Genomic DNA, 25,478 nt, shown 5'->3' on the forward strand with positions numbered 1-25,478 from the left:
AACGCTATTTTACTTGTTTTTGAAAGTGAGAAGGCGTGATTAAAAATGCATTCTTAAAAGCTTTATTGAAATGGCTTTGATCAAAAAAACCAACTTTATGTGCTATATCAGTTACAGTGCTACCTTTTGCTAATGCGCGTTTCGCATATTCAAGCCGAACACGTTTTAAATATGCATGTGGTGTCATACCTGTTGCTGATTTAAATTGACGCAAAAACTGAAATTTACTCAAACCAACTGATGTTGATAATTCTTCTAATCCAAATGAAAGGTGCATTTCATCATGAAACCTTGCTTTAATGTCGCTAAAATCTTTATGTAATGAAGAAATCCCTATTGGGTTAAGTGAATTGTGCGATCCATAACGCATGAAAAGCTCAGTACAAAAAGCCATAAGACTCGTTTCTATTTGTAACTGATTAGAGGATGTATGTGGTTGTGTAAGTATATGATGCAACTTTAAAAAATAACTATATAAATCTTGCGTTTGGTTGAGTGGTGTTGAAAAAAAATGTTCTGTTTGGTTAAGTTCAGTTGCAATTTGAGTTACATAATCTACAGGTATCGACATTACATAAGCCTGATACGCTTCGTTATTTATACTTTGTCCATTATGACTTTCATCAGGGTTTAAAGTTGATATATAACCTTTATGTAAACGATAATTCTCACCTTTATGAGAATATTTTTGACCTCCTTGTGTTACAACTCCCACATGATAATCAAGGTGCACATGTTGCTCAAATTCAAAATTTTGAAAACGGGCATGGCTAAGCTCCATATCTGGCAAGATAGGGTTATGCCAATAATCAATTTTTTCTTGAGACATACTCGAGCTTCTATGCGTTATTTATTTCATTTAACGATAAATTAAGATTAAGAACTAGTAAATTATTGCATAACTTATAATAATCAGTCAGCTCTAGATGTGAAATTTATGCATTTGCATCTGATTTATATGCACTGGTGTCATGTTGGTTTAAATTTTATGATTATCACTAATCATTATTTTATAAAGATATTGGAAAAGTTATGAGTGAATTAACAATCAGAAAAGCAACCGTTGAGGATGCCGCATTAATATTGAAATTTATCCGAGAACTCGCAGTTTATGAAGAAGCAGAGCATGAAGTACTTGCCACTGAAGACACAATAAAAAACAGCTTATTTTCTCACAATAGCAATGTCGCAGCTTTAATTTGCGAACTTGATGGTCATGCTGTTGGCTCAGCTATTTATTTTTATAATTATTCGACTTGGCTGGCCAAGTCTGGATTATATTTGGAAGATTTATATGTTTCACCACAATATAGAGGCAAAGGCGCAGGAGTAAAACTATTAAAGGCGCTTGCTACAATTGCAGTTGAAAATGACTGTGGTCGTTTTGAGTGGAGTTGTTTAGATTGGAATACACCTTCAAGAGCGTTTTATGATTCTTTAGGGGCAAAGGCACAAGAAGAGTGGGTTAGTTACAGAATGTCAGGGCAAACTTTAGTCGATTTCGCAAAGTTTGATGAGTAATACTGTTAATGTAGTTTTTATTTTTGGCTATTTTTAAAACTTTCAAAAGCTAAAGTGATTTTTTGAATAAGATCTTTAGATGAGTCTTTATTAATAGCCATGCATATCTCTGCTTGACCTGATAAATCGATAGTAAATAATTTAGTTACAGAATTTATTGGCAAATTCATTTTCTGTAATTCTAATGCCATGCCTAGATCTGAATTAATAATTAGGTCGATACGCCCAGCTATCAACTTATTGGTATTTATTGACATTTCAGCTGCTAGGTCTAGCTGTTCACCAACTTTAAAGTCTAAGTCTTGTAGATATGCTTGGCTCCAATCTCCTCTTATTAAACCAATTACAAATTGTTTTGCTTGTTCTATGTTGTTAACTTGAATTGAAGTATTTTTTGACATTTTATAAAAATGCATAGGAGTCGGCCTGGTGATTGGGCAATACCAATAAAATTTATTGGCCCGTTCATCTGTTTTATATATGGAATAAATTAACGTATTTTTACGATGTGCGGCGATTTGAAAGCTTCTTGCCCATGGATAAACATGTGTCTTATATGTAATGTCTGTTTGGGCTAATATTTCTTTTATCACCTTAGTTGAATCACCTATTAGCTTACCTTGCTTATTTAAATAGTTATAAGGAGGCCAATTTTCAGTAACAACGAGTAGCTCCTCTTTTGCGAAGGCTAAAGAGAAGTTAATTATTAACAGACAGAATAGAAAAAATTTCATTATTCTACTTTAAGTCACAATTTTATAGTTCGCAATGTTTTAGTTAGCTATTTGAAATTAAATTACTTTTTATTGTAATACTTATACCCAAACTACTTCAAGATGCAGAATTCAGCGTTTCACAAGGACTTAATATCAAGGCGCAACTTTGCAGAAATGTTTTTCCCTTTTAATAAGTTGAAACGCAGAGAGTAAGTTCCTGTGAAACGCCTAAAAGGTTGCTTTAAAAACGGTTTATGCTGCGTTATTGATTTTGACAAGGGAGTGACCATTCTCTGCTATCAATGCCTTGCCTAAATCGTTTTTAATTCCAACTGAAACTCGCATATTTAAGTAGCTTGGGTATATAAATAGAAAGCAAATAAGACAACTTCGTTTTATGTTGAATTATTTGCATGACGTTTATCAAATATTTAAGTTAATTTTGATTTGGTGTATTTTCAGCAAAATATTCATGACTATCGGCATTATTTAATGCTTGAACTGGATTTGAATCTGCTAAATTTTGAGCGCCACTATGACCATATACAACGTCGTCAGTACCGGCAACTGCATTAAAGTGGCTTAACTCATGAATGATAGTACCAGCACGTGAGTCTGTTCCAATTTCATTTGCACTCCAAAATGCTTTACATAAATATACTTTGTAAGGTTGAGTTGGGTAAACATAAGCATAATATGTTTTTTTACAGCTACAATCGAAAGTAACAGGTTTAGTATCAATCGCATCATTTATAGCATTAAAATGTGCCGTCGCTGTATTATAACGAGATGAAGTTGCTGCACCAAACCAGGTTTCATAACGTGCTGAGGTATTGTTTGCAGAATGTGAATTTAAATAAGCTACAGAGTTGTTTGTAAGCTGATCCGCAGCATTAAAAGCGCTCAAAATTTCAGTTTTTTGGCCATTATCACAACGACCTGTAAAGCAAGTGCCATCAATACAATCCCCTGAATCGCTTCCACCACCAGGCTTCCCTTTATTTGAAGCACCTTTTGAAGTAATACCTTCTAACCATAAATAAACAGAGTTAGAAGTTAAAGTGTCAACATTCATTTTTTCAGCTTTGTTTAACTGTCCTTTATTAGTAAATAAATGAAATGACTTAACATCATAAGTAACTTGGTAATTCCCTGTTTCACTCATGTCATATAAAGATGAGAGTTCAAATGTTTTATTTAAACTCTCACCTGATTTTAATTTTATGAAATCTTTTTCTGTGGGAGCCTGACGTTTAAAATGAGGACCATAAAAGTCGACTTCAATACCATCCCTTTCTACTTTAAAGATATGTTCTTCTTCAAGATCTGTATACCAAGCTAATATTTTTTGTTGGCCATTACCATTATTAGTAATTGTCAGTGTTGCATTAACATTGCCATTTTCTGTTGTTAATACACCTACATCAACTTCAAGTTGTGGTTTTGCTGCATTTGCAGAAACACTCACTATTGCAGTAAATGCAATTGCTAGCTTTGTAAATAGTTTCATTAATTTACCCTTTATTTATTAGTTATCATTGTTTTATAGCGCTGTATTAAATAAACGCGATCTAAATGATGATAATTAATTGTTAATATTCCTAGTAAGGGAACGACAGGTTTTAGTGAAAAAACGACAAAGAGAGTTTATTATTCTGTAGGATGTGGTTGTTTGAAAATAATAGGACGTTAAGTGAAAGGAGGTTTATTTTTATATTGCAATAATTTAAGTCATAAACGTCGCTAATAATTCATTGAGTGATTTTAAAAGTTAATTTTTAATAAATTTACCAGGTGTAGTTCCCGTTTGACGTTTAAACATTTGTATAAAGGCAGGTAAAGAATCATAACCTAAACTTAGTGCAACATCGGTTACAGGACGTTTTTCACTTAACCATTGAATTGCTTTATGTAATCTTAGTTGTTCTCGCCACTTACTAAAGCTAATGCCAAGTTTTGAATCGAATCTCCTCGCGATTGTTTTAGTACTTGCACCGAGTTCTTCAGACCACATTTGCAATGTTTTATTGCTCTCGGGTTTTTGTTGTTGCCATATTAAAATAGGCAATAACAAAGCATCATTTGATAATGGTAGGCATAAAGGCACTGCTTCCAATTGTGCTATTTCATCAACCAATACATTAAGCAGTCTGATTTGCTGTTTACTAAAAGTAGCATTGATCGTTTCGGAAAAAGGAAATTCGCTCGCTTTTGTTATGAGTTCACGTACTAAATTATCAACTTTTAATACTGTAATTTCTTTATCTAGTTGCTTTATTAAACCTTTTTGTAAATGCACACTACGTAATTGGGCACCATGAATTGACGCTATGCTATGTAGCTGATTTGCAGGGATCCAAATCGCCTGGCCGGAAGGAATAAGGTGATCTCCATTAATGCTATTCACTTCTAATAACCCTGAAACAGCATAAACCAATTGATCCCAGTTGTGTTTATGACCAATAATTTTACCTAGTGGAGGAAGATCTTTGGCTTTCATAAATACAGGGTAGGGAAGAGTACTAAAAATACTTAACCTAGGTTTAAATAGCAGCCACTGCTGTCTTTTTGAAGACATAAATAGTCATTTGTTAGTAAGAAAGACATTAGGTGTCAGTATATTCTGTTTATGAAACAAAGCAATTATTACACTTATATTTGCTAACCTAACTAACATATTGGTAATGATTATGAATAACAATGAGTTATATAGTTTAATTAAAAAGCAAGAGCTTGTCACAGCTCCTGGTATTTTTGATGGATTGTCGGCACGTTTGGCTGAGCAAGCTGGTTTTAGTGCTGTTTATGCAAGTGGTGGTGCAATAGCACGTAGTACAGGAGTGCCTGATATTGGTCTGCTCACTTTAACTGAGGTAAGTGACAGATTACGTCAAATAACCGGTGCAACAAATTTACCTGTAATAGCTGATGCAGATACAGGTTTTGGTAATGAAATTAATGTGAAACGTACGGTTGAGTTATTTAAAAATGCAGGTGTAGCAGCACTTCATTTAGAAGATCAGCAGTTTCCGAAACGTTGTGGTCACTTAGGTGGTAAATCACTTATAAGTATAGAAGAAATGATTCAAAAAATAGCTGTAGCTAAAAAACATGCTGGTAATATGATGATCATTGCGCGTACAGATGCTATTGCTGTAACGGGTTTTGAAGATGCTATAGATAGAGCCAAGCAATATGTTGAAGTGGGTGCTGATATGATTTTTGTTGAGGCTCCTGAAACTTTAGTGCAAATAGAGTTAATAGCAAAACAAGTGCCCGGCCCTAAATTGATCAATATGTTTCATAGTGGTAAAACACCCTTAGTATCTACTGAGCACTTAAAGGAAATGGGCTATCAGTTAATTATAATACCATCTGATTTACAACGGGCTGCTATGGCTGGGATGAAAAGTGTCTTAGCTGAAATATATAAAACAGGGAATAGTGGTGCTTTATCGAGCCAAATGTTGAGTTTTTCAGAGCGAGAGCAAGTAGTTAAAACAACAGAGTTTTTAAAGCCTTAGACTATTTGTTTTCAGTGTGGTCAATATAATAGTTAACCCGAGTTCTGGGACTTAAATATTCATAAATCTCTGGCTCTAACTGATTTAAATTGAGTGCTTTAATTATCTTTATATCTTCTATTTCGTTTAAGTCTATGATCACTGCTTGTTCTTTTGGGATTGCAGGATCATAGAGCAAAACATTTGGAAATAGCAGTTTATTTAGGTTTACGGAAATAACTAATCCGCGCTGACCGTTATCTAGTTCAACAACTGTTCCTGGCGGGTAAATACCCAATAATTTAACTAAAAGTCCAAGTGATTCTGGCTCATATTTATGTTTATCTTTTTTAAATAAGTGAGATAAAGAAGCGTATGGGGTTTTTGCTTTTTTTATATCTTGGGGATGGCATAAATTATCATAATTATTTACCACACTTAAAATGTGAGTTAATGGATCTAGTTGGGATTTACTCAGGCCTTTTGGGTGGCCACTGCCATCAAAAAACTCATGATGTTGTTCAATGATGAGTTTGGCTTTTTCGTCAAAAGATTCTGCTAGTTCTAATATTTCAACACTATATTTAGGGTGTAATTTTAAAAAGTTTTCTTCGGGAGCTGTGAGTGGTTCCGTTTTCCTTAAAATTTGAGTTGGAACTTTTAGTTTTCCAATATCATGAAATAACCCAGCCATGCCAACAGTAGACAATGACGCTTTAGTTAAACCTTTCTTTTTTGCTAATAACATAGCTAGAATAGAAACATTCAATGAGTGATAATAAAGTCCTTCGTCTTCTTTGGACTCGCTCATTAAATGTAATACAACATCACCTTTGCTAAGTAATTGTTCTGATATTTCATCAATTAATTGACCTGCTTGTTCAATTGCTTGTACAGGACGGCTTCGAATATCTTTCATGATTGTTTTTACATGCGACATAGAGCGTTGAAAGTTTTTTTCTGTACGATTGATCTCCCTTCGAAATACTTTTAGCTTTTCAATTCTTTGTTCTTTTAATAAAGTCAGTTCGTCTTTTAGGTCTTCAACTTCAGTATCATCAGTTATTTGGTCGAGTGAAATATCTTGAGTAGGAAGCGGTTTTTCATCACTTTTAGCTGGAAAAGCAATGACATATTTAATGCCTAGGCTTTTAATAATTTTAACTTGTTCTGCAGATTTAATTTTAAAGTGACTTAAAACAAAAGGGTGTTGAAACCATTTTAATGGCAGTTGTATAAAAATACCGGGTTGCAATTGCTCCACTGCTACCTTAATGCCTTTCATTAAATGGCCTTTTAAAAGCGAACATATCAAATTGAGTATACTCGATAAACTCGCTATAAAAAACTTTGAAATCAAAACTCTGGCGGTATTATAAGTTATATAAAATTATCATTTTGGAAATCGGTTATCGCTTGGTTGATGCCTTCTCTGGAGTTCATCACAAATGGACCGTATTGTACAATTGGTTCATTCAATGGTGTACCGCTTAATATCAGTGCTTTTAATCCTTTACTTTTTGCTTGTATAGACAAGGTTTCCCCTGATGTATATCGGCCTATCTGTCGATATTCTAATTCTGTTGAGGCGCCTTGATAAATAAAAACTAATGCAGGATTTTGGTTATTAAAATTTAGATCTATCGCTTCATTTGATATTAATTCTAAATCTAAAAATACTGGCTGAGTTGAAAGTTTAGGTAAAGGCCCTGTTATATTTTGCTCCCCTATAACAAGGTTTCCAGCAATAACATTAATTTGACCACCTGTATTAAACTTTATCAAAGGGATCTCTTTTTTACGTAAATCTCTGTATGCAGCAGGCTTTAACTTTTCATTGGATGGTAAATTTAACCAAATTTGAAATCCGTGTAATAAACCATCTTCCTGCTCTGGCATTTCAGAATGTATGACTCCTTTGCCTGCAGTCATCCATTGTACGTCACCACTTTCGATTACACCATTATTACCCATATGATCTGTATGGCGCATTTTTCCAGCTTTCATATAAGTGATAGTTTCAAAACCTCTATGGGGATGAGAGGGGAAACCACCAATATAATCACTGGCATCATCCGAATTTATTTCATCTAACATTAAAAAAGGATTTAAAAATTGATGGGCGTATTGCCCACCTACGCGATGAATTTTAACGCCGTCACCATCTTGTGCTGCAATGGCGTTAATGACTTGGTTTAATTCTCGCATTATTTTTCACCTCCTAGTGCTGTTTTGGTATTTCTCTCATGTGGTAACAAAAAGTTAAGTTCAGGGCCAATAGGTACTACACCAGTAGGGTTAATGCTGGTATGGCTCATATAATAATGGTTTTTAATATGTGTCATATCTACAGTCGCTTCTATTCCTTTAATTTGATAAAGCTCACGTATATAACCACTTATTTCAGGGTAATCGGCTAGTGTTTGTTTATTACATTTAAAATGACCATGATAAACAGCATCGAAACGTATTAAGGTTGTAAATAGGCGCCAATCCGCTTCAGTAATCGTATCACCAATTAAATAACGTTGTTTTGATAAAATATTTTCTACCCAATCGAGTGCATCAAAAAGTTGATGGTAAGCATTTTCATAAGCTTCTTGTGTGGTTGCAAAGCCACTACGGTATACGCCATTATTAATATCTTCATAAATACGTTCGTTAACTTGATTTATGTCGCCATGTAATGCTGTTGGGTAATAATCACCTTTATTATGAGTTAACTGATTAAACGCTGTATTGAACATACGAATAATATCAGCTGATTCATTACTAACGATGGTTTGTGTTTTTTTATCCCATAGTACAGGAACCGTCACACGGCCTTCATAGTCAGCATCCGATTTTAAATATAATTGATATAAATATTTAAAATCATAAAGTGGGTCGTTTAGTTCCCATCCGTTTTCAGCCATCAGCGCGTCAACAACGGTTACATCTATATAGCTTTCTAGTTGTTTTAATGTTCTAAAAATTAAGGTGCGATGTGCCCAAGGACAGGCTAATGAAACATAGAGGTGGTAGCGTCCTTTTTCTGCTTTAAATCCGGATTTTCCAGTTGGCCCTGGGTTACCATCTTGTGTGATCCAATTTCTAAATTTACTTGCTTGGCGTTGAAAGTTACCCTTGTTTTGTTTGGTTTCATACCAAGTATCAACCCATTGACCATTCTGTATTAAGCCCATGACTATACCCCTAGTTTTTTAGTTAATAATTTATCTACACTTAAGCTACCTGCACCTCTAAATGCTAAGCTAATACTAATAATCAGTAATGCTAACGCAAATTCATATCCGTTTTTGCTCATAAATAGCCCGTTGTCGATATGAACAGTGAAAATAGCGACTAACATTGTAATTGCTAAAACAAATGAAGCAGGGCGAACTAATAGGCCAAATATAAGTAATAGACCGCCAATAAATTCAGCAGAACCAGCCATGCCTGCCATTAATATACCTGGTGTTATGCCTATAGACTCCATCCAACCCCCTGTTCCTTCAAGTCCATATCCACCAAACCAAGCGAATAACTTTTGTGCACCGTGAGCAAAAAAGATTGAACCAGCGCCTAATCTTAATGCTAGGGTATCTAAACCTGTGTTAGATGTTGTAATGTTGTGTATTGATTGTTTTATTGTTGAATGTGTCATCTTCTATTCCTCTGTGTATTTTATGTGACCAGTATATTGATTATAAAAAATCAACAAACAGTGTTTTTTAGACTAAAATGTTCAAAATATTTGAACAGTTTTCGGTGGTTTAAAATGACTAAAAACCCAATCACAATGGAGGCATTGACTGTTTTAGATGCCATAGATAGACGTGAAAGCTATGCAAAAGCAGCTGAAGAGTTGAATAAAGCGACATCAGCTTTATCTTATGTGGTACAAAAACTTGAAGAGCAGCTCAATATTACTTTATTTGAACGTCAGGGAAGGCGGGCCGTATTAACTGCTGCAGGAAGAGTGGTACTAGAGGATGGCCGTTTAATTTTACAGGCTGCTAATCAGTTGGCTGACAAAGCAAAGCAAGTTGCGACTGGTTGGGAAGCTAAATTAAAAATTGCAGTTGAGTCGATTGTTGATCAAAAGTTATTTTTTATCGTTTTATCTGAATTTTTAGATAGCCATCCAACAATTGAAGTTGATGTTAGAGAGTGTGTATTAAGTGGTGGCTGGGATGCGTTAGAGCATGATGATGTTGACTTAATTGTTGGTGCGCCAAGCCCTGTTCCTTTACAAAAAGGATATAGGGCCGTGCCTTTAAAATTGATAGAAATGATACCTGTTATAGCGAAAAGTCATGCTAAATCTCATTTAGCCAATGATGAACACGCTTTAAAAGCAGAGCTTAAAAGTATGAGGCGAATTGTTACACATGATACAGCTAAAATTAATATTACGCGCTCTGCGGGTTTGATTGATAGTCAAAAAACACTTTACGTACAAAATATAGATCAAAAAATAACAGCTCTGTTATCTGGTTTAGGTATTGGCTATTTACCTCGTCATCGTATCGAATATTATTTATCAAGTGGCCAGTTGTTACAATTAAATATTGGGAGGAATGATGACTCTGAATGCTTTTTAGCATGGAAAATAAGTAATAAAGGTAAAGGGCTAAAAGCACTCTCTCAATTATTAATAGATTCAGGGTTGTAAACGGTTACAATTTCAAACAATTTACTGTTTGAAATTTTTATATACTAGGGCGCATTAATTTAAATATTCAAGGGATTATATGAAAGCGAGAATTATATTACCAAGCCTTTTTGCTACTGTGTTAAGCATTTCTTCATACGCTCAAAATGATGCAAGTTCAACTGAACCAAGTAAAAAACATACTTTTGGCGCTCAGTGGTCATTAGGAAGTGTTGATTATGATAAAGCTCATTTTGATGATGATGGCGTAGTTCAAATATATGGTTATTATAACTACAGAATAAATAATCGGTTCGCTGTCGAGGTGGGTATTAATAGAGGTGCTGACTGGGATTGGGATTGTGATAATGATGATAATGATGATGATGATGATGATGATGATGATTGGGGGTGTGACTCTACTTGGTTTTGGAGTGATGATGAGATTGAATTTACTAATTATGTTGTTGCAGCCAAAGGAAATGTTGAACTTAGTCAACGTAATAGCCTATTTGCTAAGTTCGGTGCGCAATTTTATGATTATGAGCTCAGCTACAAAAATGTACTAAAAGATGATGACAATGGCGTTGGTGTTTTTGCGGAAGCGGGCTGGCAATATCGCTGGGATTTTGGATTAGGGTTAAATGCTGGGATTCAATTTATTGATATGGGTGATTTGGATACTACAACATTCACAACTGGTATGAGTTATCAGTTTTAGTGTGGATGAAATTGAGTACAATATATTTTGTACTCAATATTGAGAAGAGTTTAATTTAACTTTTGGCAATCTTTTGTAATCGTTCGATATATTGATTAACTAATCGCTCTAAAATATTTAATGGTACTGCACCATTTTTAAGTACAACATCATGAAAATCTCTTAAAGTAAATTGCTTTCCTAATGCCTTTTTGGCTTTTTCTCTCAGGGCTAAAATTTTCATCATGCCAACTTTGTAAGAGGTTGCTTGCCCTGGCATTACAATATAGCGTTCAATCTCTGAGGTTACGTCGGTTAATGCCATACCAGTATTGGCAAGCATATATTGGATTGATTCTTCTCGTGTCCAGCGTTTATGGTGTAATCCAGTATCTACAACTAAACGCACAGCTCTAAATAATTCAGCTTGTAAGCGACCAATATTATCGAATGGGTCACTTTCAAAGCCTAATTCCCATGCTAAATACTCAGCATATAATGCCCAACCTTCAGTATAAGCTGTAAAAGGCGACATACGACGAAACAGTGGCATTCCTTCTAGTTCCATTGCTATCGCTATTTGAAAGTGATGACCTGGAATACCTTCATGATAAGCTAAGGTTCGCATGCTATATTTTGGGGTTGCTTTTATATCATAAAGGTTCGCAAAGAACATGCCTGGACGACTACCGTCAATAGAAGGTTGTTGATAATAAGCTCCGGGGGCTGTTTTTTCTTTAAATTCAGGGATCCTGCGTACTTTCATGCCTGCTTTTGGACGAATACGAAAAGCCAGATCTAATCCTGCGTTTATCTCATCTAAAATAGTTTGGTAGTCAGCAAGTATTTGATCTCTACCTGCTGTTGTATCCGGATAATAAAACTCTTCTCTTTCTTTTAAAGTTTCGATAGCCTGAGTAAACCCTTGTTCTGTTGCTATGTTTTGTTCTGATAGTATTGTGAGTATTTCTGACTGAATGCGAACAACTTCGGCTAAACCCATTTCATGAATTTCATCTGGGGTATAATCTGTCGTGGTAAAAAACTTAAGTGATGATGCATAAGCTTCTTCACCTTGAGGTAAACGCCAAAAACCATCATCTGTATTGGCTTTAGGCTTTAACGCGATAAAATAGTCTATTAATATTTGGTAAGCAGGGTGAACGGATTTTTTCATTTGTATTTTTACGTCAGCTAAAATACGACTTTGTTCTTGGGCTGATATCTCTTGTGCTTTTTCCATCTTTGATTTTAAAGATGAATATAAAATATTATCTTCAATGGGTTGTGCTACGAAAGTTGTCATTTCTTTTAATACACGGTCAATGACAAAGGCTGGTGGAATAATGCCTTTATTTTCTCTTATTTTTAAACCTTGTAGATTTTGTTTAAATTTAGTTTTTACTTTAGATAATCGTGAAATGTAATTTTCTGCATCTTCAACTGTATTTACTTGGTGTTGTGCATCCATGAAACTTGGGTAACCATTTTGAATGCCAAATAATTGATTAACAGGATAATTGTGGTACCTAAAACGTTCGAGTTCATCACCAAAATCTAATAAATATAATGCAATTTCTTTTGATAATTTATCCGCTTTATTTAGCTCTTCATTTGGAAAATTTTTGATGCCTGTTTTAACTTGTTTCATTAAGGCAAATAATTCGTCTGCTTTTTCTGGGCTATCATTATCAAGATTAGCATTATGGTTTTTAATACCAACAGACTCTAAAAAACCTAAGGAAGTAAGTGTTTCTGGGCTTTCAAAAGCCACTTTGATCATGCTTCTATCAAGGAGTGATCTTAAAAAAACAGGTTTGTCTGCATACCATTCATGTGATGCAAATGCTCCCGCTATAATGAGCAAGGTTAAAAATAAAAACACTATCCATTTGAAGGCTTTTTTTATCATTTGATACTCTTTTTTTTTGTGAAATTAATGTTAACAGTGACCTAGGTGCTTGATCAAGAAGATTAAGGTTTTGATGTTGAGCAAATTTCAATTTTGAAAATTCAAAAACTTTAAGTCAATCGACCAATATTATTTTGAAAAAAATCTAAAAAAACACGTGTTTTTAATGGCATGCTACGACTTTGATACAAGACACTAAGTTGTTGTGCTACGGGTGATTTACTGAGTGAAACTCTATTAAGTCTCACATTATTTTGGCAAGTGTAATCAGGTAATTTAGCGATGCCTAGGCCTCTTTGAATTGCTTCTAAGCGCATTTCTGGGCTAGAAAAAACAATGCGTCCATTTATAGGTATGACTTGTAAGTTGTTTTTATCTCTAAATAACCATTGTTCATGGGCTGCAGACAAAATGCATGATTCATTGATCAGCTCTTCGGGATACCTTAATTTTGAAGTATCATAGTCAGGGGATGCAAATAGAGATTGAGGGAAGCTTAATAATGTTTTTCCGATGTAATTTGATGCTGGTAGTGGTGTTTCATGCAAAACAAAAGTGAGATCATGTGATTGATTTATTTTAGGAGTTTCACCTGAATAATGAGAACATGTTAAGTTGATTTTTGGGTATTGTTTAGCAAAATCTGTAATTAATTCACTAATGATTTTATTGAAAAATTCTAAAGGTAATAATATGTCGAGCTGTCCTTTTGGTTCATTAATAAAAGAGCCTATTTCCTCTTCAACTTTAGTTAAAGCTTCAATATGGGGTTTACTTGCTTGATAGAGCAATTGGCCACTTTGGGTTAACTCTTGGTTTCTGGTGGTACGAATAAGTAACTGACTCGAGAGTTGTTTTTCTAATTGCACTAAATGGCGGCTCAATTTAGATTTTGGCATATTCAGTTTTTGTGCTGCATGGGTAAATGATCCTGATTCGACTAATACTACAAACATATATAAATCATCTAGACTTGCTTTCATCATCCACCTCATTGGCTGTATTTAAAACGTAAATTAAAGCATTGTTCTATAAATAGGACAATGTTTTTAATTTATAGTGACTAATCAAAACCATTTAATTTTATTAGACTGCAAGCAAGTTAAATCAATACACTTATAAAAAGGTATCTCTATGTCACAAGTAAATGAAGTATTAGCAAATGATTTTGAACAAGAAGTAGAAGCTTATGATGGCAATGTATTAGTTGATTTTTATGCACCTTGGTGTGGCCCTTGTAAAATGATAGCGCCTATTGTTAATACAATTTCACAGGAGCGTGATGATTTAAAAGTTGTTAAAGTGGATGCTGATAATGCTCAAGAACTAATGGTCAAGTTTGGTATTCGAGGAATTCCAACACTTTTATTAATGAAACATGGAAAAGTAGTTGATACTAAAGTGGGAGCTGCCTCTTTATCTCAAATAAGAGAATTTACATCTCAGGTATAAAGATTACACATTAGGGAGTTATTTCCCTAATGCTTAACCTAAGTTCGAAGTGGTATTAGTTATATCCAAGAATAAAATTTTCTTCTCCTTCGAAGACTAAGTTTAAAACGTCATCTTTTTCTGGTTCATTTTTTAAAAGTGTTAAGGTTTCCAAAATACATTTTGGCGGTGTAGACATATTAATTGTAGCGTCTTGGTTTTGTGGAAAATTTAATTTTAAAGGTAAATAAGCCATTTTATCTCTCCTATAAGAAAGGCACATTAAAGGAGTGCATACTTGATACCAAGTTTCATCTACTTGTTTTATTGGAAATTGATATTAGCTTTTTGCGTATTGCAAATTATTTTTTGCAAGCTGAAAAGCATTAAGGATGTGAACTATGATATTTACAAGTTTTAAGGTGCATGTTCTTTTAGACAGGTTTGTAATTTTATTATATCAATAGGCTTAGATAAATGAGCATTGCAACCCACATCGAGTGCTCGGGTTTTATCCTCAGGCATGACATCGGCTGTTAATGCAATGATAGGTATATTTTGTGTATTGGGGGATTCTCTTATTTTTTGTGTGGCTTGGTAGCCATTTAAAATTGGCATTTGGCAATCCATTAAAATTAAATCAAACTCTTTAGTCTTTGCCATATTTACTGCTTCTAGCCCATTTTCAACCAATGTTGGAATGATGTGAAAAGACTCAAGCATAGCTTTTATTAGAGTTTGATTACTTAGGTCATCTTCTGCAACTAATACTTTTAAATTCGTTAAGTCTGTTGATGTTGTTTTTTGTGCTAATTCAGGAGGGTGTTTTTGTGTTTCTAACTTCATGTGGAAGGTGAAGGTCGAGCCTTGATTTGGTTTATTTTGAATCGTTATATCTCCATTCATTAGGTGGCTTAGTTTTTTTGCAATCGCTAAATCTAACCCTGTAGCGCCAAATCGTTTTGAAGGACTGAAATCAGTCTGAGTAAACGAATTAAATAAATTAATTATAACTTCGGGTTTTAAGCCCTCGCTGGTATCTGTGATTGTTAAAATTAAGTGGGCAACGGTAAGATTTAACTCGATTAATTGTGCTTCCACTAGTATTTCACCCTTCTGTGTGAATTTTATGGCATTATTGCACAGGTTTGTGAGTATTTGTTCAATGCGAATATTATCTCCTTGATACCATAAGTTTTTAGGTAAATTATCATTTATTTTCCAGCCAATTCCTGCTGCATTTGCAGTTGATTCAAATGAAAAATTTATGCGATTTAATAAAGCGTGCATATCAAAGTGGTTATGCTCTAAAGTTAACTTTCCAGACTCCATTTTCGCTATGTCTAATATGTCATTTATTATGTCTAATAGGTTTTTTGCAGAAAACTCAATTTTATCTATAAAAGGAATCAGTTCAGTATGATTATGGGTTTGCTTTGAAAGTTGTGTAAATCCAATTACGGTATTAAGGGGTGTCCTTATTTCATGGCTCATATTGGTTAAAAACCGACTTTTAGCTAAGCTTGTATTTTCGGATTGCAGTTTTGCTTTTTTGAGTGCTTTAGTATTCTTTTTTACTAGAGAATTTAAGATGGTTTGACGATTATTCATAAGTAAAATTAGTAACATAACAAATGATGTTATGACTAATTGAAAAATAAATAATAATACTTCTAAGCGACTTTGATAGTGACTTAAAAACTCTTTATTTGGTACTAAATTCATATGCCAAACCTGACCCGCTAAATTAAACACTAAAGATTTCATTGCGCCTGTTTTATCAAGGCTAACATAAGTATTTTTTGTATTTGTTAAAAAACTTTTCTTTGCATCTTTTTCATAAAGTTCATAATCAAACATTTTATTTTGTGATAAGCCAAATATATGATTTATAATTTTTTTTACTAAAAAAATGCCTGTTGCATATCCTCTTAACTCTCTATTTTTTGTAACTGGATTAATTTGGTATACAGGTGCAAATAGTAAATATCCAGCTTCAGGTTTGGTTGACTGAATAAGCTGAATAATTGGAGTTGCCATAGGTTGATGACGCAATTGTGCGTTAAGTAAAACAGATTTTCTTTTTTGATTAGAATAAACGTTAAAGCCAATCGCATTTCTATTTTCAAACTCTGGAGTTATCAATTTAACAACAACTAAAGGATCTTCTGGCCGTAGTTGTTTCCCTTTGATCTTTATAGGTTTTAAATATAATTCTGATAATGTATTCTCAAATTGACTGATTTGTTCTTGCTCTATTATCGGATTCCAAGACATAGCTTGAATGCTGGTTTCATTTTTCATTATTTGATTCGCAAAAACTTTAAAAGACTGTCTATCTATAGATGGCGATGTTTGAATAAAATTAGCGAGTGTCTGTATACTTACTAAACTATTATTTAGCTGTCTATACAAGCTATTTTCAATCACCTTAAGTTCTTTCTTTGCAAGTTGATTCGCATTTTCGCGATTGCTAGATGAGAATAAAAGCGCTGTTAATGTAACAAAAATAAATAATAAGCAAGCAGTTGTGAGTACTAAGAATTGTGCTTTTCTTTTTTGTTCATTCAGTTTTGATAAGTTTAAAAAACTTAATAAAAACGGAGTTGCAAGTAATACGCCCAGTGAATCACCTAGCCACCATAAAAAAACATTGTGCCAATGATTGTCATAATTGTAGCTTGGATTAAATTGGCTTAAAGCAAATACACCTATATTGGGGGAGATTAAACTGACTAATATGCCTATTATAAAAATGAAAGCAAAGGCGCGAAAATCCGACTGTAGCTTGAGTGGATTTCCGATTTTATATCGTAAAATATAAGCACCAACAATAGCTTGTAAGCAAGCGCCAAAGGCCATTATCGTTATTTCAAGGCTCATGTTTGAAACTAAGTTAAAAGATTTAGCATTGGCATGAGTAAAAAAATTAAAGGATACAGAAGCAATAAATAATGCAGGTATAAAACGCCACCACCACAAATAACAACCAACTAAGGCTATACCTGCAGGTAACCAAACAGAAACCACCTGAGTTTGAGAGGCGATATTTGAGAGAAACAACCCTGATATCGTATAAGAGATTGCTAAAATTAAATATATTAACCAAGATTTGCGCTTATTCGATATTAACTTCACCTCACCTCTCTTTTGTTAAAAAATAAGCTTGTTGCCCATTTACTTATGATGTAAGTATTAATGAATCATTTATATTTACATTTTAGAATAGGAGAAAAGAACCTATAGGGAAAGGTTCTTTTTTATTTTGCTTTTATATAAATGTAAAACTTAAATTAAAGGAACTTGTTTATTTGCTTCTAATATTATTGCTTGGCTTAGAAGGTTATTTTCACTTAAATAGCGTCCGATACTTGTAAATGTTGCAGTATAAATTTTATTTTCATGGTCTCGAGTTGTTACATCAGCCATAAAGGCTTTTCCTAACATCAGTTTAATTGGGTTTATTTTAACTTTCTGCGGTTTAAAATAATGTTTAGCATTATTTTTTAATCTATTAATATCAGTTGTTTGATAAATAGATGCATTTATAATATCCAGTGTATGTTCAGTACAGTTTTGAAATTGATCATTAAATGGATTTGCAATGACAGAATAGTTTTTGTTATGTAATTGCTTATTTTTACCACTGCTAATTATATTGATTATCCTGTTCTGTAGTTCAGGTTTTGGAATAATAATACCTGCTTTTAAGGATTGTACTCCCCAAAAAAAATCGACTGGATAATCAACAATTAAAGTGCTTTTATCTAATTCACTTACTTTTTGATACAGATTGTGAATTGCATAACCTTTAACTTGCTCATTATTATTTAGAGTGATCTGAGAATAAACAGCAATAGCAGTGTGCGTAAATTGAATGCCTTTTGGTAAATCTTTTTCTGGCCTACCTGCTCGGGCGATAATAAAAGCGCGTGCACCTTGACTTGCTGCATATTTCTCTACTTTTTTTGCAAAAGTCATTATTTTTTCAGGTTCTAAAATTGCTTTTTGCTTACCAGCACTACCAGCTGAACTTAATGCTGGCAGTAATAGAATTAAGATGAAAATAAATTGCTTAAAAATATTCATTATTGCTCCTTAGTTAATTGCATTGCCATATTTGGAGCTGGATCTTTTGTAATTGTTGTTTCAGTGATTTCTAAAGGGCCATGGCTTATAGCACTCGTAGCGATACTCGTGCCTACGGATAAACTTGCGCTGCCAACTATCACTAAAGGCACAGCAATTGTAGCACTGGCTATTTTTGCTGTTGATGCAAGCCCATGTGTCACTGCCAGTACTGAATGTTTACTTGCTTTGCTCGTATGCTGTGCTGAATTATCAGCCATCACACTTGATGCTGTTAAAGATAAAATAAATAAGAATAGTGTTTTAAGTGATTTCATATTGTAAACCTCGCTTGTTATTGACGAGGTGAATAATAGTTTTTGGTAGCAAAACTGTAAACTTAGTTGTTTTTTGTATACTCACTTGCAACTTAAAGTATATTATTACGCTACTTCATTGCCTGTGTATTAATTATGAGCCAAATAATTCAAATCAGTAATACCCTAAAACAGTTATTAAGACAGCAGCAAGTGACATATAAGCATATTGCAAAAAATCTTGATATGAGCGAAGCAAATATAAAACGTATCTTCTCAACGAATAGTTTTACCTTAGAAAGACTAGAAGATATATGTGCTCTAATTAGCATGAGTTTGTCTGATTTATTTTTAATTGCACAAAAACAAAATAATCAACTGACTCAACTAACCATAGAGCAAGAACAAGAATTAGTTGCAGATACCAAATTATTTTTAGTCGCTGCTTGTGTACGAGATTCGTGGACATTTTCTGAGATCGTTGCGCATTATAAAATAGATGAATTTCAGTGCATTCGCTTAATGGCTAAATTAGATAAACTTAAAATGATTCAACTACTGCCTGATAATAATTATAAGCTTCTTATTGCCCAAGATTTTAGATGGATAAAAAATGGCCCACTTGAGCGTTTTATGGAAAAAGATGTGATCGCAAAATTTATGTCTTCAACATTTGATGCCACTAATAGTTTTCGTTTTTATTTACGTGGTACCTATTCACAATCTTCCATAGATATTATCCAACGAAAACTGAATCAATTGACAAAAGAGGCTGCAATTTTAAATCAAGATGATGCCGTATTACCGTTAAATAAGCGTCAACATGTGGGATTATTATTGGCAATGAGACCATGGGAGCTCTCATTGTTCAAGGATTTAAAGCGATAATGCTGACGGGTATTTTGAAATAAAAATATATGAGCTCTACGGTTTAAAAGGGTAAGAGGCTGTAGAGCTATTCATGATATTTTTTGAAACTTTTAATTATGGTATTGAGATACAAAATTAATTTACTTTATATGCTTAAGAGCATTTGAAAGTAACGTTAGTTAAATAAGGTTTTCCTAAAGATGCTTCCCCAATAGCGCTACCTATCGCAACTAATGCTCCTGCATCATCAACATGTCCATCACCAAAAACCCACATAGCCGTACTAATGCCACTCACTATATTTAAGTTATGTTTTGATTCTATGTAGCTTTGTTCATCGGTTTCACCTTTATATGATTGCTGTTGATTCACAACAAACATTTTTTTACTTTTTTCTTCACAAAAATGACTGGCTTGTTTAAAAGCTTCACGAGTAGCTTCATCTTTTGAAGCCGTTTTTAGTGCGATGTAATGTGTACCACTGGCATCTGGCACAACGTCATCGTGATGTGCGCAGGCACCTAATAAGCTAGTTAAGAGTGCAATAGAAATAATTTTTTTCATGGTGAAATCCCCGTTGAATATCTGAAGGAGATACTATCACTGAGGTTTGCTTTTGTTGCGTAAAAAAATGTTTGAAAATGCAAAATCGACTTACGTTTTATTACAACTAAGAATAGTTTTAGCGACTGGTTTTACTAGAGAATATTATAACAAATACTTACAGAAACTTATTTTAGATCTTGTATATTCACTAATAATAATTATTAGGAGAATAAAATGATTCGCTTATTTATTTTAGTTAGTGTTTTATTATGGGCTGTTGGTTGTGCAGTTATGCCCGTAAATATTGAAGAAAATAAACTGCATTGTGAATTATCGAGCGATAAAAAAACATTACGCATTGCCAATGTGGCAGAAGAAACGAACACGTATTACTCGGTTTCAGGGTTGATCTTAAGTCCTATATTAATTCCAACAACAGCCATTATTTCTGGTAGTTATGTGTTGGTGAATAATGTTTATCATTTTGCACAAAAGAAAATTAAATGTGGTGATGTAAAGGGGAGTTAGAATTCAATTGTGTATAACCCACAACAATATTTTAAGTAGTATTGTGGGTTTAATCATAGGTTTAAGCTGGTTGAGTCATTTTGTGTGGTTGTAAAATGTCATCTAATTGAGCCTGGGTTAATAAGTTTTGTTGTTTAATTAAATTAATAATAGAATCGCCGCTTATTAATGCTTGCTTAGCCACTTTAGTTGCGGCTTCGTAGCCTAAATAGGGGTTAAGTGCCGTCACTAAACCTAAGCTGTTATCTAATAAATCACGACAACGTTCAGAGTTTGCTGTTATGTCATCAATACATAATGTTCTAAACATATGCATAGCATTGGTTAATAATGTAATAGAATCTAATATATTAACCGCAATTAAAGGTTCCATGGCATTTAACTGTAATTGTCCAGCTTCTGCGGCCATTGAAATCGCTAAATCATTCCCTAGAACTTGATAAGCACATTGACTCACCGCTTCAGGAATAACTGGGTTCACTTTGCCTGGCATAATTGAGCTTCCTGGTTGGCGAGGGGGTAAGTTAATTTCACTTAATCCAGCTCTAGGTCCCATGCTTAACAAACGTAAATCATTGGCTATTTTTGAAAGTTTAAGCGCCAAACGTTTTAATGTTGCGGAGTATATTACAAATGCACCCATATCAGAGCTTGCTTCTACTAAGTCATTGGCTGTGATAAAGCTAATATTAGTTGACTGACACAGAGCATCAATTGCTAATTGACCGTAACCGAGTTGTGTATTGATGCCTGTACCAACAGCTGTACCGCCTAAGTTTATTTCTGTTAGTAATCTTGAGGTATTAGTAATGAGTTTTACATCTTCACGTAAAGTTGAAGCGAAACTTTTAAACTCTTGGCCTAAGGTCATAGGTACCGCATCTTGTAACTGAGTTCTGGCGAGCTTAAGAATGTCGTTAAATTGTACTGACTTATTAAGAAAACTATCTGCTAATAAAGTAACCTCTGTCAGTAGCTGTTTTTGTTTTAATAAAATAGATAAACGCACTGCTGTTGGATAAATATCATTAGTAGATTGCGACATATTTACATCTGTATTGGGATGTAGCTGTTCATACTTTCCTTTTTCAAGCCCCATATACTCTAGACCAATATTAGCGATGACTTCGTTAATATTCATATTACTTGAAGTGCCTGCACCACCTTGGATCATATCGATCAAAAATTGGTTGTCATATTCTTTATTAATGATCTTGTTGGCTGCATTTAAGATGGCATTGGTTTTATTATTATTTAATAAGCCTTGTTTATTATTGGCTGTTGCGCAGGCTGATTTCACATGTGCTAATGCTTGAATAAGTTCTGGATACTGTTTTAATTTTTTACCTGATAATTTAAAATTATTCATAGCACGTTGCGTTTGAATGCCATAATAAGCATTGTTAGAAATTTGCATGCTACCAAGTAAGTCAGTTTCTAAGCGTTTTGTAAGAGAGTTTGGAGCCATGATGAACCTTAGGATATGAATGTGATGCTAAGGTAGGTTTTAATGTTCATTTTGACCAATGCCATTTTTGATATGACGTTATGCTGAATCAGCATAAGATGGTTTAACTTAAGTTATAGCTGAAACCCCATTAAATGTTGCCAAAGAGGTTCAAGTAGTTTTTTTTGATCATGATGCCGATAAAGCCTGACTTCTAAAGTGGGGTGCCATTTTTTTTCACCACAAATAGTAAGTTGTTCGTTGGCTAGTTCATCATAAATACTAAATTCAGGGATCCATGCAATACCTAAACCTTGAATGGCCATCATTTTTAAAGTGTCAGCCATAGGTGCTTCTAATATTTGGCGCATTTTAAGTATTTGTCGATTGTTATTTAGTAGCTGATTGACTACACGTCCTAAATAAATATTGTATTGATATGCTAGGAAAGGCACTTTTTGCGAATGGTCTGTTAAGCTATAGAGTGCTTTTCCATTATCGTCGGGTTTACATACAGGAAGTAGTTTTATTGTACCAAGTAAAATTGAGTCTGCTTGATGCGTTGCCAGCAATGGATCGCTAAAAGCTAATAAATAGTCACAACTTTTATTACTGAGTAAATTAATGCAGTCATCGGCATCTGCAACTTTTAGGCTGGTATTTATCTGATCATTTAATTGATTTAAATGTTGAACCAATAATGGAAATACACCCAATGACAATGTATGGGTTGCCGAAATCGTTAAATCTACTTGTTTATCATCAGCTTTATGTAATTGATCTAAGCTAAAATCTAATTCGTTTATTATTTTTAGTGCGCTTTGCTCAAATAATAAACCTTCTTTTGTGAGTTTTATTGGTTGATATAAGCGGTTTATTAATTTGCAATTAAGATGTGTTTCAAGTGCTTTGATCCTACGACTAAAAGCAGGTTGTGTTATATGCCTAAGTTGCGCGGCGCGCGAAAAATTTTTTGTTTGCGCTAACATCAAAAAATCTCTTAGCCATTTTGTTTCTACATCCATACTTTTTTCATCGTATTAGTTTTGCATATGCTAACGCATGCACTGTTTTACGCCTAGAGATTTATATTCATCTATATTTGATTGCCACTTAAAATCGGGAGTTAGTTGAATTTGTGGATATCGACTTGTTTAGGTTTAGTTATTTACTGATTTGAATTCAGTATCAAGTTTTAGAGATTTATTTTCACAACTAAAATTTTCATTTTTTGTATTATTAGCAATCGCTAAAATCGTTACTTTTCTTTGTATTTCATCTTGTAAAGGTGAATTAGGCGGGGGATAGTGTCGGATCTGATGATTGTGGTAAAGATTGCATAAATACTAATCAGTCCGGTCATCATTATTGTTTTCATTTTTTATTGCAATTCTAAAGGCCCAAATAACCAAGGCAATTAAAATAAAAGGTAACAATGCTAAAGAGTACTCAACCCAGGCTGTATTATGAAAAATAGGTTTCATTAAAAAATGTCCTGCAACCACTAAAACAATAGCCAATAATACGAGTGGAATAATCTTCAGTTCACTTTTGGTGGAATGATTTTTCATCAGGTGTCTCAATTTATTTTTATATATTTTACCTTATTTAATTTACTAATACAGGTAAAATATGTTGCTCTAAAACTTGGGTTAAGTTTCTTTGTGATCTTTGCTCTGGTTCATAAGCGCTACCAGTAATAGCTATTACGACATTAATTTTCGGAAATATAAAAATATATTGACCGCCAAATCCATCAGCATAAAAAGTCTCAAGCTTTTCTCCATTAACATCATAGGATGTCATCCACCATTGATAACCATATCCCCAATTACCTTTGTCGATGATTTGAGTCGTCGATTCATTAACCCAAGCTTCAGATATTACCTGTTGACCTTGCCACTTTCCTTTATCCAGAAATAATTGACCAAATTTAGCCATGTCTCGGGTATTTAAATATAAACCACTCCCCGTGTGTAATTGGTCATCTAAAGACCAAGTATCAAAATTTGTGATATTCAAAGGAGCAAATAAGTTTTGTTGCATAAACTCAGTTACGCTTAATCCTGTAGCAAGTTGTAAAATTCGACCTATGCCAAAGCTTATGCCAGTTGAATAAGCAAAACTTTCACCGGGGTTAGTACCCATAGGTCTGTCTAATAAAAACTGAATGGGATCATTATTATTATTCATCTGACTATTTAGGTTGTTAGAGTCTAAATAAGAAACATTCCACTCGTCCCATAAAAATCCGTGGCGCATGGTAAGCCAGTTTTTCAGGGTTACTTCATTTTTACGGTTATCCCAATTATTATTCAAAGACTTATGTTGAAAATAATCGAATACTTTTACCTCTGTATTTGGGATGAAACCTTGGTCTATTGCAATACCAATTAATGCACTGGTAAAGCTTTTAGTCACAGAATTAAGGATGTGCAAATTTACATTTTTATTATTACCCCAGTTATCGGTGAAATCCAATTGTTCTCTAATTTGCTCATAGAAAATTAAACGATTGTTTTTTGCTATTAAAATAGAATCTATATATCGATAGCCGTTTTCATTGTTATTGATGTTTTTCATCAGAGAAACTAAAGGTGCACTGTCAATATTAAGCTCATTTAGGCTTGCTGTTTGCCAACCGTCATTATTATTGATTGGCTGTTGGTAGGAGTAAGGAGTTGAACGCTTGTTTTCCTGGTTATTATTATCGGACTCACAGGCTATGAGTTGAAGTAATGGAAGTAAAATTAGAAAATGATATTTTAAAGAAAACATAAGAGTACGAATCAGTGGAACATCTATAAACTATAGTGAGCATTGACGAAACTACGTTATTTTTATTTTCCAATATTAGAAAATAAAAAAGCCCTAAAGGGCTTTTTTGGAGCATTATATCGACCGTCACCGATAAAATTTATGTAGCAAGTAGTTTATAGAGTTATTGATCACCGGAGTCAGGAGGTTGGTAATCAATGATAATGATTATCAGTTAGGTCTTTGTGTTAGTCAATACTTTTTATTTTAATGAGTGTTTTATTTCTTCACTTTATTTAATCGTAATCAAAATATTTCAGAGTTGAAGAGTTTGGTTAAGCAATTAGAAAATCTAAGGTAAAGTTATTCTTTGATATTATTCATGCCGAAACTATTTCCTTGGATGAATCAAATGGAAAATAAATATTCAACACAAGAGTTTACAGTGAACAGCATTTATCTGGATACCGAATATTACTTGGGGGGAGAACTTTTTAAGTCGATTCCCGCAGGTTTCCCAATT

26 protein-coding genes are annotated in these 25,478 nt (G+C 33.7%); 7 read left to right on the plus strand and 19 right to left on the minus strand.

Annotated elements, in window-relative coordinates; all coding sequences use genetic code 11:
* Window positions 1-4: 4 nt before the first annotated feature.
* The gene (locus BM088_RS18110) at window positions 5-829 is read right to left on the minus strand and encodes an AraC family transcriptional regulator (RefSeq protein ID WP_091987841.1); all 825 of its coding nucleotides are present in this window, start codon (window positions 827-829) and stop codon (window positions 5-7) included.
* A gap of 203 nt (window positions 830-1,032) precedes the next feature.
* On the opposite strand from BM088_RS18110, the gene BM088_RS18115 reads away from it, so the two are divergent.
* Window positions 1,033-1,521 (plus strand): GNAT family N-acetyltransferase, encoded by a 489-nt coding sequence (locus BM088_RS18115; protein WP_091987844.1) that lies wholly within the window; start codon window positions 1,033-1,035, stop codon window positions 1,519-1,521.
* Window positions 1,522-1,538: 17 nt separating this feature from the next.
* Here the strand turns inward: BM088_RS18115 and BM088_RS18120 are convergent, their stop codons facing one another.
* The 3 genes from BM088_RS18120 to BM088_RS18130 form a co-directional block, all read right to left on the minus strand.
* Window positions 1,539-2,255 carry a substrate-binding periplasmic protein gene (locus tag BM088_RS18120; protein ID WP_091987848.1) on the minus strand — a complete coding sequence of 239 codons (717 nt, stop codon included), beginning with the start codon at window positions 2,253-2,255 and terminating at the stop codon, window positions 1,539-1,541.
* Window positions 2,256-2,673: 418 nt separating this feature from the next.
* Window positions 2,674-3,747, minus strand: a complete 1,074-nt coding sequence (locus BM088_RS18125; RefSeq protein ID WP_091987851.1) for a M35 family metalloendopeptidase — start codon at window positions 3,745-3,747, stop codon at window positions 2,674-2,676.
* Window positions 3,748-4,008: 261 nt separating this feature from the next.
* Window positions 4,009-4,815, minus strand: coding sequence for an AraC family transcriptional regulator (locus tag BM088_RS18130; protein WP_091987855.1), 807 nt, complete (start codon window positions 4,813-4,815; stop codon window positions 4,009-4,011).
* Window positions 4,816-4,927: 112 nt separating this feature from the next.
* Between BM088_RS18130 and BM088_RS18135 the strand changes: the two genes are divergently transcribed.
* The gene (locus tag BM088_RS18135) at window positions 4,928-5,761 is read left to right on the plus strand and encodes an isocitrate lyase/PEP mutase family protein (protein ID WP_091987859.1); all 834 of its coding nucleotides are present in this window, start codon (window positions 4,928-4,930) and stop codon (window positions 5,759-5,761) included.
* Between the two features lies 1 nt (window position 5,762).
* Here the strand turns inward: BM088_RS18135 and BM088_RS18140 are convergent, their stop codons facing one another.
* The 4 genes from BM088_RS18140 to BM088_RS18155 form a co-directional block, all read right to left on the minus strand.
* Window positions 5,763-7,025, minus strand: coding sequence for a cyclic di-GMP phosphodiesterase (locus BM088_RS18140; RefSeq protein ID WP_091987862.1), 1,263 nt, complete (start codon window positions 7,023-7,025; stop codon window positions 5,763-5,765).
* 95 nt (window positions 7,026-7,120) lie between these two features.
* Window positions 7,121-7,948: a pirin family protein gene (locus BM088_RS18145; RefSeq protein ID WP_091987866.1), complete on the minus strand. Its 828-nt coding sequence runs from the start codon at window positions 7,946-7,948 to the stop codon at window positions 7,121-7,123.
* Window positions 7,948-8,925, minus strand: a complete 978-nt coding sequence (locus tag BM088_RS18150) for a glutathione S-transferase family protein (RefSeq protein WP_091987870.1) — start codon at window positions 8,923-8,925, stop codon at window positions 7,948-7,950. Before BM088_RS18150 ends, BM088_RS18145 begins: the two co-directional genes overlap by 1 nt.
* 2 nt (window positions 8,926-8,927) lie before the next feature.
* Window positions 8,928-9,389: a DoxX family protein gene (locus tag BM088_RS18155; RefSeq protein WP_091987874.1), complete on the minus strand. Its 462-nt coding sequence runs from the start codon at window positions 9,387-9,389 to the stop codon at window positions 8,928-8,930.
* Window positions 9,390-9,503: 114 nt separating this feature from the next.
* Between BM088_RS18155 and BM088_RS18160 the strand changes: the two genes are divergently transcribed.
* Both BM088_RS18160 and BM088_RS18165 read left to right on the plus strand, forming a co-directional pair.
* On the plus strand, window positions 9,504-10,400 hold the full coding sequence (locus BM088_RS18160) for a LysR family transcriptional regulator (RefSeq protein WP_091987878.1): 897 nt from the start codon (window positions 9,504-9,506) through the stop codon (window positions 10,398-10,400).
* A gap of 79 nt (window positions 10,401-10,479) precedes the next feature.
* Window positions 10,480-11,100 (plus strand): outer membrane beta-barrel protein, encoded by a 621-nt coding sequence (locus tag BM088_RS18165; RefSeq protein ID WP_091987882.1) that lies wholly within the window; start codon window positions 10,480-10,482, stop codon window positions 11,098-11,100.
* A gap of 55 nt (window positions 11,101-11,155) precedes the next feature.
* Here the strand turns inward: BM088_RS18165 and BM088_RS18170 are convergent, their stop codons facing one another.
* Window positions 11,156-12,991, minus strand: coding sequence for a DUF885 domain-containing protein (locus BM088_RS18170; RefSeq protein WP_091987886.1), 1,836 nt, complete (start codon window positions 12,989-12,991; stop codon window positions 11,156-11,158).
* A 110-nt stretch (window positions 12,992-13,101) separates the two neighbouring features.
* Window positions 13,102-13,974 carry a LysR family transcriptional regulator gene (locus BM088_RS18175; RefSeq protein ID WP_245763861.1) on the minus strand — a complete coding sequence of 291 codons (873 nt, stop codon included), beginning with the start codon at window positions 13,972-13,974 and terminating at the stop codon, window positions 13,102-13,104.
* A gap of 151 nt (window positions 13,975-14,125) precedes the next feature.
* Here BM088_RS18175 and trxA point away from each other — a divergent pair, with 151 nt between their 5' ends.
* Window positions 14,126-14,443, plus strand: a complete 318-nt coding sequence (gene trxA, locus BM088_RS18180; protein WP_091987893.1) for a thioredoxin — start codon at window positions 14,126-14,128, stop codon at window positions 14,441-14,443.
* Between the two features lie 55 nt (window positions 14,444-14,498).
* Here trxA and BM088_RS18185 read toward each other — a convergent pair whose 3' ends face one another.
* The 4 genes from BM088_RS18185 to BM088_RS18200 all read right to left on the minus strand — a co-directional run bounded on the left by BM088_RS18185 (window position 14,499) and on the right by BM088_RS18200 (window position 18,828).
* Entirely contained in the window at window positions 14,499-14,678 is a 180-nt protein-coding gene (locus BM088_RS18185) for a hypothetical protein (protein WP_091987897.1), read from the minus strand.
* Window positions 14,679-14,839: 161 nt separating this feature from the next.
* The gene (locus tag BM088_RS18190; protein WP_091987901.1) at window positions 14,840-17,560 is read right to left on the minus strand and encodes a CHASE domain-containing protein; all 2,721 of its coding nucleotides are present in this window, start codon (window positions 17,558-17,560) and stop codon (window positions 14,840-14,842) included.
* 150 nt (window positions 17,561-17,710) lie between these two features.
* Window positions 17,711-18,511, minus strand: coding sequence for a DUF2145 domain-containing protein (locus tag BM088_RS18195; RefSeq protein WP_177208097.1), 801 nt, complete (start codon window positions 18,509-18,511; stop codon window positions 17,711-17,713).
* Window positions 18,511-18,828, minus strand: a complete 318-nt coding sequence (locus BM088_RS18200) for a hypothetical protein (RefSeq protein ID WP_091987908.1) — start codon at window positions 18,826-18,828, stop codon at window positions 18,511-18,513. Before BM088_RS18200 ends, BM088_RS18195 begins: the two co-directional genes overlap by 1 nt.
* A gap of 135 nt (window positions 18,829-18,963) precedes the next feature.
* On the opposite strand from BM088_RS18200, the gene BM088_RS18205 reads away from it, so the two are divergent.
* Complete coding sequence (locus tag BM088_RS18205) at window positions 18,964-19,695, plus strand: helix-turn-helix domain-containing protein (RefSeq protein ID WP_091987912.1); 732 nt, start codon at window positions 18,964-18,966, stop codon at window positions 19,693-19,695.
* Between the two features lie 135 nt (window positions 19,696-19,830).
* Here BM088_RS18205 and BM088_RS18210 read toward each other — a convergent pair whose 3' ends face one another.
* Window positions 19,831-20,241 carry a hypothetical protein gene (locus BM088_RS18210; RefSeq protein ID WP_091987916.1) on the minus strand — a complete coding sequence of 137 codons (411 nt, stop codon included), beginning with the start codon at window positions 20,239-20,241 and terminating at the stop codon, window positions 19,831-19,833.
* 216 nt (window positions 20,242-20,457) lie between these two features.
* Between BM088_RS18210 and BM088_RS18215 the strand changes: the two genes are divergently transcribed.
* Window positions 20,458-20,751: a hypothetical protein gene (locus BM088_RS18215; RefSeq protein ID WP_245763862.1), complete on the plus strand. Its 294-nt coding sequence runs from the start codon at window positions 20,458-20,460 to the stop codon at window positions 20,749-20,751.
* A 61-nt stretch (window positions 20,752-20,812) separates the two neighbouring features.
* Here the strand turns inward: BM088_RS18215 and BM088_RS18220 are convergent, their stop codons facing one another.
* The 4 genes from BM088_RS18220 to BM088_RS18235 form a co-directional block, all read right to left on the minus strand.
* Window positions 20,813-22,219, minus strand: a complete 1,407-nt coding sequence (locus BM088_RS18220; protein WP_091987919.1) for an aspartate ammonia-lyase — start codon at window positions 22,217-22,219, stop codon at window positions 20,813-20,815.
* A 113-nt stretch (window positions 22,220-22,332) separates the two neighbouring features.
* Complete coding sequence (locus tag BM088_RS18225; protein WP_091987922.1) at window positions 22,333-23,223, minus strand: LysR substrate-binding domain-containing protein; 891 nt, start codon at window positions 23,221-23,223, stop codon at window positions 22,333-22,335.
* A gap of 321 nt (window positions 23,224-23,544) precedes the next feature.
* The gene (locus tag BM088_RS18230) at window positions 23,545-23,769 is read right to left on the minus strand and encodes a hypothetical protein (protein ID WP_091987926.1); all 225 of its coding nucleotides are present in this window, start codon (window positions 23,767-23,769) and stop codon (window positions 23,545-23,547) included.
* A 37-nt stretch (window positions 23,770-23,806) separates the two neighbouring features.
* Window positions 23,807-24,976 carry a serine hydrolase domain-containing protein gene (locus BM088_RS18235; protein WP_091987930.1) on the minus strand — a complete coding sequence of 390 codons (1,170 nt, stop codon included), beginning with the start codon at window positions 24,974-24,976 and terminating at the stop codon, window positions 23,807-23,809.
* Between the last annotated feature and the right edge of the window lie 502 nt (window positions 24,977-25,478).

This window comes from Pseudoalteromonas denitrificans DSM 6059, from assembly GCF_900112265.1.
In the GTDB taxonomy this organism is placed as follows: domain Bacteria; phylum Pseudomonadota; class Gammaproteobacteria; order Enterobacterales; family Alteromonadaceae; genus Pseudoalteromonas; species Pseudoalteromonas denitrificans.